The sequence below is a fragment of the Klebsiella sp. JB_Kp004 genome, from assembly GCF_040065795.1.
Lineage (GTDB): Bacteria > Pseudomonadota > Gammaproteobacteria > Enterobacterales > Enterobacteriaceae > Klebsiella > Klebsiella quasipneumoniae.
Window position 1 is genome coordinate 22,373 of sequence record NZ_JBEAKW010000013.1, and the last position, 11,851, is coordinate 34,223.

Annotated in this window: 12 protein-coding genes and 1 riboswitch; of the genes, 8 read left to right on the top strand and 4 right to left on the bottom strand. The window is 58.6% G+C overall.

Going from position 1 to position 11,851, the window contains the following annotated elements:
* Positions 1-36: 36 nt before the first annotated feature.
* Positions 37-161, bottom strand: a riboswitch (TPP riboswitch).
* Positions 162-214: 53 nt separating this feature from the next.
* Complete coding sequence (locus ABLX76_RS12825) at positions 215-712, bottom strand: Rsd/AlgQ family anti-sigma factor (RefSeq protein ID WP_023291598.1); 498 nt, start codon at positions 710-712, stop codon at positions 215-217.
* A 94-nt stretch (positions 713-806) separates the two neighbouring features.
* On the opposite strand from ABLX76_RS12825, the gene nudC reads away from it, so the two are divergent.
* The 6 genes from nudC to ABLX76_RS12855 all read left to right on the top strand — a co-directional run bounded on the left by nudC (position 807) and on the right by ABLX76_RS12855 (position 5,169).
* A complete protein-coding gene (gene nudC / locus ABLX76_RS12830; protein WP_023291599.1) occupies positions 807-1,580 on the top strand; it encodes an NAD(+) diphosphatase in 774 nt (257 codons plus the stop codon).
* 40 nt (positions 1,581-1,620) lie between these two features.
* A complete protein-coding gene (gene hemE / locus ABLX76_RS12835) occupies positions 1,621-2,685 on the top strand; it encodes a uroporphyrinogen decarboxylase (RefSeq protein ID WP_348874622.1) in 1,065 nt (354 codons plus the stop codon).
* Between the two features lie 12 nt (positions 2,686-2,697).
* Entirely contained in the window at positions 2,698-3,369 is a 672-nt protein-coding gene (nfi, locus tag ABLX76_RS12840) for a deoxyribonuclease V (RefSeq protein ID WP_023291601.1), read from the top strand.
* Between the two features lie 42 nt (positions 3,370-3,411).
* Entirely contained in the window at positions 3,412-4,002 is a 591-nt protein-coding gene (locus ABLX76_RS12845) for a YjaG family protein (RefSeq protein WP_004206742.1), read from the top strand.
* A 186-nt stretch (positions 4,003-4,188) separates the two neighbouring features.
* The gene (gene hupA / locus ABLX76_RS12850) at positions 4,189-4,461 is read left to right on the top strand and encodes a nucleoid-associated protein HU-alpha (RefSeq protein ID WP_002884342.1); all 273 of its coding nucleotides are present in this window, start codon (positions 4,189-4,191) and stop codon (positions 4,459-4,461) included.
* A gap of 12 nt (positions 4,462-4,473) precedes the next feature.
* Positions 4,474-5,169 carry a DUF1481 domain-containing protein gene (locus tag ABLX76_RS12855; RefSeq protein WP_023319466.1) on the top strand — a complete coding sequence of 232 codons (696 nt, stop codon included), beginning with the start codon at positions 4,474-4,476 and terminating at the stop codon, positions 5,167-5,169.
* Between the two features lie 3 nt (positions 5,170-5,172).
* On the opposite strand, the gene zraP is transcribed toward ABLX76_RS12855, so the two are convergent.
* Positions 5,173-5,610, bottom strand: a complete 438-nt coding sequence (zraP, locus tag ABLX76_RS12860) for a zinc resistance sensor/chaperone ZraP (protein WP_348874624.1) — start codon at positions 5,608-5,610, stop codon at positions 5,173-5,175.
* Positions 5,611-5,868: 258 nt separating this feature from the next.
* Here zraP and zraS point away from each other — a divergent pair, with 258 nt between their 5' ends.
* Together zraS and zraR are read left to right on the top strand one after the other, a co-directional pair.
* A complete protein-coding gene (gene zraS, locus ABLX76_RS12865) occupies positions 5,869-7,263 on the top strand; it encodes a two-component system sensor histidine kinase ZraS (protein ID WP_348874626.1) in 1,395 nt (464 codons plus the stop codon).
* Positions 7,250-8,581, top strand: coding sequence for a sigma-54-dependent response regulator transcription factor ZraR (gene zraR / locus ABLX76_RS12870; RefSeq protein ID WP_101978681.1), 1,332 nt, complete (start codon positions 7,250-7,252; stop codon positions 8,579-8,581). The genes zraS and zraR overlap by 14 nt, the downstream gene beginning before the upstream one ends.
* Here the strand turns inward: zraR and purD are convergent.
* Complete coding sequence (gene purD, locus ABLX76_RS12875; RefSeq protein WP_043523029.1) at positions 8,571-9,866, bottom strand: phosphoribosylamine--glycine ligase; 1,296 nt, start codon at positions 9,864-9,866, stop codon at positions 8,571-8,573. The genes zraR and purD overlap by 11 nt on opposite strands.
* 15 nt (positions 9,867-9,881) lie before the next feature.
* Positions 9,882-11,471, bottom strand: coding sequence for a bifunctional phosphoribosylaminoimidazolecarboxamide formyltransferase/IMP cyclohydrolase (purH, locus tag ABLX76_RS12880; RefSeq protein WP_023291607.1), 1,590 nt, complete (start codon positions 11,469-11,471; stop codon positions 9,882-9,884).
* Positions 11,472-11,851: the final 380 nt, after the last annotated feature.

Sequence of the window (11,851 nt, forward strand, 5' to 3'; positions counted from 1 at the left end):
TAACAGATGCGATCGGCCCTGACGGACTGACGCGAACAGCAGTTTACTCTTGTTCCCTTCGCAGGTATTAGCCTGATCAGGTTCCGCGGATCCCGAATTAACGGTCTCAGCCTTTTCCACGTTAGCCTTCACATGGAAAATAAGCACTCCGACAAGATGACATCCCCTCCGGAGAGGGGGAATGAAGGTAAACTACTCGTTAATTGCACACAACTCAAGCGGTCGGGGCAATATTATCGCGCACCTCATCGTTCAGATGATGGGCGACGGCGAGGGCGATCAGTTTATCTTCCAGGGCGAAACGCGCTTCCAGCGACTCGCCGATATCCGACAGCGCCTGCTGAAATTCAAGGTAGTTATCATGATCAATGGCGTTTTCGAGGCAGGTATCGTAGTAGTCCATCATCTGCTGGGTATTGGCTTCCAGCTGCGGGTAAAGCCGGGTGGCGGCTAAAAGTGGGGTATCGCCTTCCATTTCGCCAATAATGCGTTCATAAATACTAAAATGACCGGACGAGAGGTAATCCACCAGACTTTGGCAAAAGTCATCCAGCGCCTTTTCGTTTAGCCGCATAAACGACTCTTTGCCCGGTTTCAGGCCAACCAGATTGTAGTAAGCCACGAGCAGATGCTTACGCACTTGTAGCCAGCGATCGACCAGTTCATTACTACCGCCAACGCGCTCCGTCAGATTTTCCAGCTGGTTTAGCATGATTGACTCCGCTAGTTTTGATTTAAATCTGCTCACCAAAAATGTAAATATAATGTTAACAACATGCCAGTGAAGCAAAGGTAGTGCAATAGATATGGATCGTATTATTGAAAAATTAGATCGCGGCTGGTGGGTTGTCAGTCACGAACAAAAATTATGGTTGCCAGGTGGAGAATTACCACATGGCGAAGCGGTTAATTTCGATCTTGTCGGCCAGCATGCGCTGCATATCGGCGAATGGCAGGGCGATCCGGTGTGGATGGTGCGCCAGGATCGTCGCCATGACATGGGATCGTTACGCCAGGTGCTGGATCAGGATCCGGGACTCTTTCAGCTGGCGGGACGGGGGATCCAGCTCGCCGAATTTTATCGATCGCATAAATTTTGCGGCTACTGCGGTCACCCGATGCATGCCAGTAAAAGCGAATGGGCGATGCTGTGCAGCCACTGTCGTGAACGTTACTACCCGCAAATTGCCCCGTGCATTATCGTCGCTATCCGTCGCGACGATGCGATCCTGCTGGCGCAACATACCCGACATCGCAATGGGGTACACACCGTGCTGGCCGGGTTCGTCGAGGTCGGCGAAACCCTCGAGCAGGCCGTTGCCCGTGAGGTGATGGAGGAGAGCGGTATCCGGGTGAAAAATCTGCGCTACGTGACTTCTCAACCGTGGCCGTTCCCGCAGTCGCTGATGACTGCCTTTATGGCGGATTACGCGGAGGGCGATATCGTGGTGGATAAAAAAGAGTTACTCAGCGCGGACTGGTACCGCTATGACGATCTGCCGCTTCTGCCGCCGCCGGGGACGGTGGCGCGCCGGCTTATCGAAGATACCGTCGCGATGTGTCGGGCAGAGTTCGAGTGACATGTTACACTGGGCGTATCAACGCTAAAGGAATGTAAAAATGACCGAACTGAAGAACGATCGTTACCTGCGCGCGCTGCTGCGTCAGCCGGTTGATGTCACCCCGGTGTGGATGATGCGCCAGGCGGGCCGCTATTTACCGGAGTACAAAGCCACCCGTGCGCAAGCGGGCGACTTTATGTCGCTGTGTAAAAATGCCGAGCTGGCCTGCGAAGTGACGCTCCAGCCGCTGCGTCGTTACCCGCTGGACGCGGCGATCCTCTTTTCGGACATCCTGACCATCCCGGACGCCATGGGGCTGGGGCTGTACTTTGAGGCAGGCGAAGGCCCGCGCTTCACCTCGCCGGTGAAAAGCAAAGCCGACGTCGACAAGCTGCCAGTCCCGGATCCCGAGCAGGAACTGGGCTACGTGATGAATGCCGTGCGCACCATACGCCGCGAACTGAAAGGCGAAGTGCCGCTGATCGGTTTTTCCGGTAGCCCATGGACGCTGGCGACCTACATGGTGGAAGGCGGCAGCAGCAAGGCTTTCACCGTCATCAAAAAGATGATGTACGCCGACCCGCAGGCGCTGCACGCGCTGCTGGATAAGCTGGCGAAGAGCGTCACCCTGTATCTCAACGCGCAGATCAAAGCCGGCGCGCAGTCGGTGATGATTTTTGACACCTGGGGCGGGGTGCTGACCGGCCGCGACTACCAGCAGTTCTCCCTCTACTACATGCATAAAATCGTCGATGGCCTGCTGCGGGAAAACGAAGGCCGCCGCGTGCCGGTGACGCTGTTCACCAAAGGCGGCGGTCAGTGGCTGGAAGCGATGGCGGAGACCGGCTGTGACGCGCTGGGTCTCGACTGGACCATCGATATTGCCGATGCCCGTCGTCGCGTGGGCAACAAAGTCGCGCTGCAGGGCAACATGGATCCGTCCATGCTCTATGCGCCCGCCGCGCGTATTGAAGAAGAAGTCGCGACCATCCTCGCCGGCTTTGGTCAGGGGGAAGGCCACGTCTTTAACCTCGGCCACGGCATCCATCAGGACGTTGACCCTGAGCATGCGGGCGTCTTTGTTGAAGCGGTGCATCGTCTTTCCGCACCCTATCACCAGTAGGAGATCAGCCATATGGATTTAGCCGCACTCCGTATCCAACAGCAACAGTTAGCCGCGTCGGTAGAGCGGGCGGATCGACTGGATCGCGACCCGCCAGTATTGATCGGCGGTGCGGATGTCGGGTTTGAGCAGGAAGGGGAAGTCACCCGAGCTGCGATGGTGCTGCTGACCTGGCCTGAACTGGAGCTGGTGGAGTATCAGGTGGCGCGCGTCGCCACCTCCATGCCCTATATTCCCGGCTTTCTCTCGTTTCGCGAAACGCCTGCGCTGCTGGCGGCGTGGGAGCAGCTTTCGCAAAAACCGGACCTGTTGTTTGTTGACGGACACGGTATTTCCCATCCGCGGCGGCTGGGCGTCGCCAGCCATTTTGGCCTGATGATCGACGTGCCGACCATCGGGGTGGCGAAAAAACGGCTGTGTGGAAAAATCGGCGAACTGGGTGATGCCCCCGGCGCGCTGGCCCCGCTGATGGATAAAAATGAACAACTGGCCTGGGTCTGGCGCAGTAAAGTCCGCTGCAACCCGCTGTTTATTAGCACCGGCCACCGGGTGGGCATGGACAGCGCCTTAATGTGGGTCGAACGCTGCATGCGAGGCTATCGTCTGCCCGAGCCGACGCGCTGGGCTGATGCGGTGGCGTCCCGTCGTCCGTCATTTGTGCGTTGGCAAGCAAATCACAGCTGATTCAGGTACACTGCGCCTAATTTCTGACTTCGAGAATTCATCATGTTACAAAACCCGATTCACCTGCGCCTGGAGAAGCTGGAAAGCTGGCAGCATGTCACTTTTATGGCCTGCCTGTGCGAGCGTATGTACCCCAACTACGCGATGTTCTGCAAGCAAACCGAGTTTGGCGACGGCCAGCTGTACCGTCGTATCCTGGATCTGATCTGGGAAACGCTGACGGTCAAAGATGCGAAGGTGAATTTCGACAGTCAGCTGGAGAAACTGGAAGAGGCAATCCCGGCGGCAGATGATTTCGACCTGTACGGTGTTTATCCGGCCATAGACGCCTGCGTGGCGTTGAGCGAACTGATCCATTCCCGTCTGAGCGGCGAAACGCTCGAGCACGCGATCGAGGTGAGCAAAACCTCCATCACCACCGTGGCGATGCTGGAAATGACCCAGGAAGGCCGCGAAATGACCGACGAAGAGCTGAAAGCGAACCCGGCGGTAGAGCAGGAATGGGACATTCAGTGGGAAATTTTCCGCCTGCTGGCCGACTGCGAAGAGCGTGACCTTGAGCTGATAAAAGGCCTGCGCGCGGACCTGCGTGAGGCCGGCGAGAGCAATATTGGTATAAATTTTCAGCAGTGAGACCAGAAAACGTGATTTACCGCCTGAATTGTAGCGTCTGAAGGCTTCCATTCCGCCCCCCGTCTGGTCTACATTTGGAGGGCGAAAAAAAGTGGCTATCGGTGCGTGTATGCAGGAGGGTGCTTTTTTGGCATTTCCGTCGCACTCGATGCTTAGCAAGCGATAAACACATTGTAAGGATAACTTATGAACAAGACTCAACTGATTGATGTAATTGCGGACAAAGCTGACCTGTCCAAAGCACAGGCTAAAGCTGCCCTGGAATCTACCCTGGCTGCAATTACTGAGTCTCTGAAAGAAGGTGATGCTGTTCAACTGGTTGGTTTCGGTACCTTCAAAGTGAACCACCGCGCTGAGCGTACTGGCCGCAACCCGCAGACCGGTAAAGAGATCAAAATCGCTGCAGCTAACGTGCCGGCATTTGTTTCTGGCAAAGCACTGAAAGACGCAGTTAAGTAAGACCGCGTGGCAGTGAACAGTTTTATCGAAGGGGCTATTAAGCCCCTTTTGTCTGTCTGGCGCCGGCCTCTGGCGCTGGCGGGCATCTTGTTGCTAACTGCCTGCAGCCATAACGCGTCGCTACCACCGTTTACCGCCAGCGGTTATGCGGACAACCAGGGGGCGATGCGTATCTGGCGTAAAGATTCTGGCGATGAAGTCCATCTTCTCGCCGCCTTCAGCCCGTGGCGTCACGGGGACACCTCGACCAGCGAATATCGCTGGCAGGGCGATCAGCTGACGCTTATTGAACTCAATGTTTACGGCAAGCCGCCGGAACATATTCGCGCCCGCTTTGACGCGCAGGGCGATCTGAGCTTTATGCAGCGGGAAGTTGACGGGCAGAAGCAGCAGCTCTCCAGCGACCAGGTCGCGCTGTACCGTTATCGCGCCGAGCAGATCCGCCAGACCAGCGACGCCCTCCGTCAGGGTCGGGTCGTCCTGCGTCAGGGGCGCTGGAACGCCGCCGCGCATACCGTCCTGACCTGCGAAGGGCAGACGGTGACGCCCGATCTCGATAGTCGGGCGCTGGCGCACATTGAACGCCGCCAGAGCCACGCTTCCGCCGCGGTGAGCATTGCCTGGCTTGAGGCGCCGGAAGGCTCTCAACTGCTGCTGGTGGCCAATGAAAACTTCTGCACCTGGCAGCCGACGGAAAAAAGCTTCTAACCTTTACCAGTGATTCATGCCCATATGACCGCCGCCGCTACCGCGACAGCCGCCATATCCCATGCCTGCGCCGCGGGGAACGCCTGCCTCAGCCAGCGCGAGATCAAATTTCACCCGCTGCTGATCCAGCTTCTGGCGTAAGCCTTCCATCTCCTGAGCGACGGCTTCAATCTTGCCGCTGTCCGGCTTTTGCGCCGTGAGCAGCGCATTGTACTCATAGCGTTTGGACTGCAGCTGCTGGCGAAGGGCGCTGGTTTGCGCATAGTAGTCGTTATGCAGCTTTTGCGCGGTAGCCTGCTGCTCCTGGGTCAGCTGGCTGTAGCCCTGGTTGCCCATCCCGTTATTGTTGCCCCAGTGGTGGTTGGCCCAGGCCGCGTTGCTGCCGAAGGTCAGCGCGGCAAGGGCGACGAGGGCGAGAGATAAGTTACGGTTCCGTTTCATGGCATTTTCTCCTGTGTGGTTTCTCCCGGTATTGCATCTTCCATGCCAGCCTGAAAAAGCCCGTCCGAACAGGTCTGCCGAGGCCGTGGCAGAGAAGGCGAGTAAAAATGACCCGTTCCGCCCGGGACCGGCGAGTCATTTTTACTCGCTAAAGCGCAGGCGATATGTTTGAGAGCAGGTTTGGCCGTGCGGAAACATGGCATGATTTCTGCTGAAAGATCCTGCTGATAGCGAAAAGGAGATGACAAGGACTCGCTGATGAAGATCAAACCTTTTTCACGGGACGCTGCCGCTGGCGCGCTGAGCTGGCTGCTGACCGGTACGGTGGTGCTGCTGGTGGTGCTGTTCTCCGCGATGATCGTCCGCGATTACGGTCGTGAGACGACCGCCGCCCGACACACTATTGAGGAGAAGGGGAGCGTACTGATCCGCGCGCTGGAGTCCGGCACGCGCGTCGGCATGGGAATGCGGATGCATCACGCGCAGCTGCAGGCCCTGCTGGAAGAGATGGCCTGGCAGCCGGGCGTCCTGTGGTTCGCGGTGACTGATGACAATGGCACCATCATCGCTCACAGCGATCCGCAGCAGGTGGGCCAAACGCTCTACCGCCCCGCGCAGATGCGTGCGCTGGCGGTTGGCGAACAGGCGCGCTGGCGGCGGCTTAGCGAGCCGCAGCCGGCCATGGAGGTCTATCGCCAGTTTCGCCCGCTCAATCCGGCCCACGGCCACCATAGGGGCATGATGAATCGCGGCGACAGTGCCCTGGCTCAAGCCACCGTCCCGCAGGTGATTTTTATCGCCTTTGATAGCCGTGAGCTGGATGCCGCGCAGGCCCGCGGGCAGCGGAATATGGTCATCATGCTGGGCGCCGCCGCGCTGGTGACAGCGGCAACGATCCTCGCCCAGTTCTGGTTCCGCCGCTATCGCCGCTCGCGAAAACAACTGCTGGAGGCGATGGCCCGCAAAGAGAAACTGGTGGCGCTTGGCCATCTGGCGGCGGGCGTGGCGCACGAGATCCGCAATCCACTCTCGTCGATTAAAGGGCTGGCGAAATATTTTGCCGAGCGCACGCCGCCGGGCGGCGAGTCGCATCAGTTAGCGCGGGTGATGGCCAAAGAGGCCGACCGCCTGAACCGGGTGGTCAGCGAACTGCTGGAGCTGGTCCGGCCCGCGCATTTAAATTATCAGCCGGTGGATATCAACGCGCTTATCCACCACTCATTACAGTTGATCAGCCAGGATGCGCAGAGTCGCGGGATCGCGCTGCAATTCACTCCGCGCCCGGAGCTCTCCACGATCAACGCCGATGCCGACCGCCTGAACCAGGTGCTGTTGAACCTGTACCTGAACGCGATGCAGGCGATTGGCCGTGACGGCGTCATTCGCGTATCGGCAAGCGAAGCTGACCGTCAGCGGATGAAAATCGTCATCGCAGATAGCGGTAAAGGGATGACTGCCGAAGAGCTGCAGGCCATCTTCACCCCCTATTTCACCACCAAAGCGGACGGCACCGGGCTGGGGCTGGCGGTGGTGCAGAATATTATCGAACAACATGGCGGGACGATCCGCGCCGAAAGTCAGCCGGGGGCTGGAGCGATATTTACGCTTTGGCTACCGATTGATGCTCAACGGAGGGAAGATGAGCAGCGATAAGGTACAGATTCTGGTTGTCGATGATGACATCAGCCACTGCACGATCCTGCAGGCGCTGCTGCGCGGCTGGGGCTATCAGGTGGCATTAGCCCACAACGGCCTGCAGGCGCTGGAGCTGATCCATCAGCAGGTCTTCGACCTGGTGCTGTGCGATATTCGCATGGCGGAGATGGACGGTATCGCGACGTTAAAAGAGATTAAAGCCTATAACCCGGCGATCCCGGTGCTGATCATGACGGCGTTCTCCAGCGTCGATACGGCGGTGGAGGCCATCAAGTCCGGGGCGCTGGATTATCTGATTAAACCGCTGGATTTTGACACGTTACAGCAGACGTTAGTCCAGGCGCTGGCACACACCCGGCATAGCGAGGGCGAACACCCCGCCGCAGCGAGTTCGCGTTGGGGCATGATAGGCGACAGCCCGGCAATGCAGGCGCTTCTTAATAATATTACGCTGGTAGCCCCTTCGGATGCGACGGTGCTGATCTATGGGGAGTCGGGAACCGGTAAGGAACTGGTGGCGCGCGCCATCCACGCCTTCAGCGGGCGCGGTGATAAGCCGCTGGTGACGCTCAACTGCGCGGCGCTGAATGAGTCGCTACTGGAGTCGGAACTCTTCGGCCATGAAAAAGGGGCGTTTACCGGCGCGGATCGGCGACGTGAAGGGCGCTTTGTCGAAGCGGATGGCGGCACGCTGTTCCTCGATGAAATTGGCGATATCTCACCATTGATGCAGGTCCGGCTGCTGCGGGCGATTCAGGAGCGGGAGGTGCAGCGGGTCGGCAGCAACCAGACGCTTGCCGTTGATGTGCGGCTGATCGCCGCCACCCACCGCAACCTCGCGGAAGAGGTAAGCGCCGGGCGTTTTCGCCAGGATCTCTATTACCGCCTGAACGTCGTGACTATTGAGATGCCGCCGCTGCGCCGGCGCCGGGAAGATATTCCGCCGCTGGCGCAGCACTTTCTCAAACGCTATGCCGAACGCAATCGTAAGGCGGTAAAGGGGTTCACGCCACAGGCGATGGATCTGCTGATCCACTACTCCTGGCCGGGCAACATTCGCGAGCTGGAAAACGCGGTGGAGCGGGCGGTGGTGCTACTGACCGGGGACTATATCTCCGGGCGGGAATTGCCGCTGGCGATTGCGGGTACGCCGCTGCCGTCAGGCGGGAGCGAGGAGGGGCTGATTCAGCCGCTAGTGGAAGTCGAAAAAGAGGTGATTCTGGCGGCGCTGGAAAAAACGGGAGGCAACAAAACCGAAGCCGCCCGTCAGTTAGGCATTACGCGGAAAACGCTGTTGGCGAAACTTAGCCGTTAGCCTTTTCGCGCTCAATGGCGCGCCAGCCGATATCGTTTCGGCTAAAGCTGCCATCCCAGCGAATATCGGTCAGCAGCTGATAGGCGCGCTGCTGCGCCTGCGCTACGGTATCGCCCAGGGCGGTGACGCACAGTACGCGCCCGCCGTTGGTGACCACGCGCTGGTCGTCAGACAGTTTCGTGCCGGCGTGGAAGACTTTACCGTCTGCCGCTTCCTGCTGCGGCAGGCCATGGATCTCATCGCCCGTGTTGTAGTTGCCCGGATAGCCGCCGGCGGCAACCACTACCCCCAGCGATGCGCGGTCATCCCACTCGGAGGTTTTCTCATCCAGCTTGCCGGCGCAGGCGGCGAGGCACAGCTCTACCAGGTCAGATTTCATGCGCAGCATGATCGGCTGGGTTTCCGGATCGCCAAAGCGGCAGTTGAACTCAATGACCTTTGGGTTGCCCTGCTTGTCGATCATCAGACCGGCATACAGGAAACCGGTATAGGTGTTGCCTTCCGCGGCCATGCCCTTCACGGTTGGCCAGATAATACGCTCCATGGTGCGCTGATGGACTTCATCAGTCACGACCGGCGCCGGAGAATAAGCGCCCATCCCACCGGTGTTCGGGCCGGTATCGCCGTTGCCGACGCGTTTGTGATCCTGGCTGGTGGCCATCGGCAGGACGTGCTCGCCGTCGACCATCACAATAAAGCTGGCCTCTTCGCCATCGAGGAACTCTTCAATGACGATGCGGTGTCCGGCGTCGCCAAAGGCGTTACCGGCCAGCATGTCTTTGACCGCCGCTTCGGCTTCCTCAAGGGTCATCGCCACGATAACGCCTTTACCCGCCGCCAGACCGTCGGCTTTGATGACGATCGGCGCGCCTTTCTCGCGCAGGTAAGCCAGCGCTGGCTCAACTTCGGTGAAGTTCTGGTATTCCGCCGTCGGGATGTGATGACGCGCGAGGAAATCTTTGGTGAAGGCTTTCGAGCCTTCCAGCTGCGCCGCGCCTTCGGTTGGCCCAAAGATGGCGAGCCCGGCGGCACGGAACGCGTCGACCACGCCAATCACCAACGGCGCTTCCGGACCAACGATGGTCAGGTCGATATTTTCATCCTGAGCGAAGCGCAGCAGCGCCGGAATATCGGTGACGCCGATGGCGACGTTTTGCAGCGACGGCTCCAGCGCGGTACCTGCGTTGCCCGGCGCAACGTAGACGGTATCAACCAGCGGCGATTGGGCCGCTTTCCAGGCCAGGGCGTGTTCACGCCCGCCGTTGCCGATTACTAATACTTTCATCTGCAGCTCCATGAATTAATGGCGGAAGTGGCGCATATCGGTGAAGATCATGGCGATGCCGTGTTCGTCAGCGGCGGCAATCACTTCGTCGTCGCGGATAGAGCCGCCCGGCTGGATAACGCAGGTGATGCCGACCGCAGCCGCGGCGTCAATCCCGTCGCGGAACGGGAAGAAGGCATCGGAGGCCATGGCGGAGCCTTTCACTTCCAGACCTTCGTCACCGGCTTTAATCCCGGCAATTTTCGCCGAGTAGACGCGGCTCATCTGGCCGGCGCCTATGCCGATGGTCATATTGTCTTTGGCATACACGATGGCGTTGGATTTGACGAATTTCGCCACTTTCCAGCAGAACAGCGCATCGCGCAGCTCTTGCTCGCTCGGCTGACGTTTACTGACCACGCGCAGTTCGCCTGCGGTGACCATACCGAGATCGCGGTCCTGAACCAGCAGGCCGCCGTTGACACGTTTGAAATCGAGACCGGCAACGCGCGCTTCCCACTGACCGCAGGTCAGTACGCGGACGTTCTGCTTCGCGGCAGTGATTTTCAGCGCTTCTTCGCTGGCGGACGGGGCGATGATCACCTCGACAAACTGGCGAGAGATGATCGCCTGCGCGGTGTCGGCATCCAGCTCGCGGTTGAAGGCGATGATGCCGCCGAACGCGGAGGTCGGGTCGGTTTTGTATGCGCGATCGTAGGCGTCAAGGATCGAGTCGCTGACGGCAACGCCGCACGGGTTAGCGTGCTTAACGATCACGCAGGCCGGTTCGTTGAACTCTTTCACGCACTCCAGCGCCGCATCGGTATCGGCAATATTGTTATAGGAGAGCGCTTTACCCTGCAGCTGGGTAGCGGTTGCCACGGAAGCTTCTTTGACATTCTCTTCTATATAGAAGGCAGCCTGCTGGTGGCTGTTTTCGCCGTAGCGCATATCCTGCTTCTTAATGAAGTTCAGATTCAGGGTACGTGGGAAGCGGCCAGCGGCTTCTTTGCTTTCGCCATGATAGGCCGGAACCATGCTGCCGAAGTAGTTGGCGATCATGCTGTCGTACGCGGCGGTGTGTTCGAAGGCTTTAATGGCGAGGTCGAAGCGGGTGTCCAGCGTCAGGGAGCCTTCGTTGGCGTCCATTTCATTAATGATGGCGGTGTAGTCGCTGCTCTTCACGACGATGGCGACATCTTTGTGGTTCTTCGCCGCGGAGCGGACCATGGTTGGGCCGCCGATATCGATGTTTTCCACCGCGTCTTCCAGCGAGCAGCCTTCACGAGCGACGGTTTGGGCAAACGGATAGAGGTTAACGACCACCATATCAATAGGCGCGATACCGTGCTGCTGCATGATGCCATCATCCTGACCGCGACGACCGAGGATGCCGCCGTGTACTTTCGGATGCAGGGTCTTCACGCGTCCATCCATCATTTCCGGGAAACCGGTGTAGTCAGAGACTTCGGTTACCGGCAGGCCTTTATCTGCCAGCAGGCGGGCGGTGCCGCCGGTGGACAGCAGCTCGACACCACGAGCGGAAAGCGCCTGCGCGAATTCGACGATACCGGCCTTGTCAGAAACACTGAGCAGAGCGCGGCGGACTGGACGACGTTGTTGCATGGTATTAAATCCCCAGGATTTGAACATTACAGAGAGCGTTAGGTGAGTTTTTGCCTAAAAACTCACCTAACGCACCCAACCGGGCATCCGTGTCATAGCGCGGCATTGTAACGAAAACGTTTGCGCAACGCTCGCGAATTTTTATCTTTCTCTTTAGGCCGATGGTTCTCCTTCTATATAGCTGCCGATCCGCGGGGCGTGCGGTCATGTTTTGACGCTCTCCTGTGGATAATTCTGTGTGTAAAGAGGTATAAAGCGGGGTTTTGCTGGGGAATGCAGCAGTCAGTCATTTTTCTGCCATTTTTCTATTGCGGGCGCTCGAGAACTCCCTATAATGCGCCTCCATCGACACGGCAGATGTGAATCACTTCACACAAACA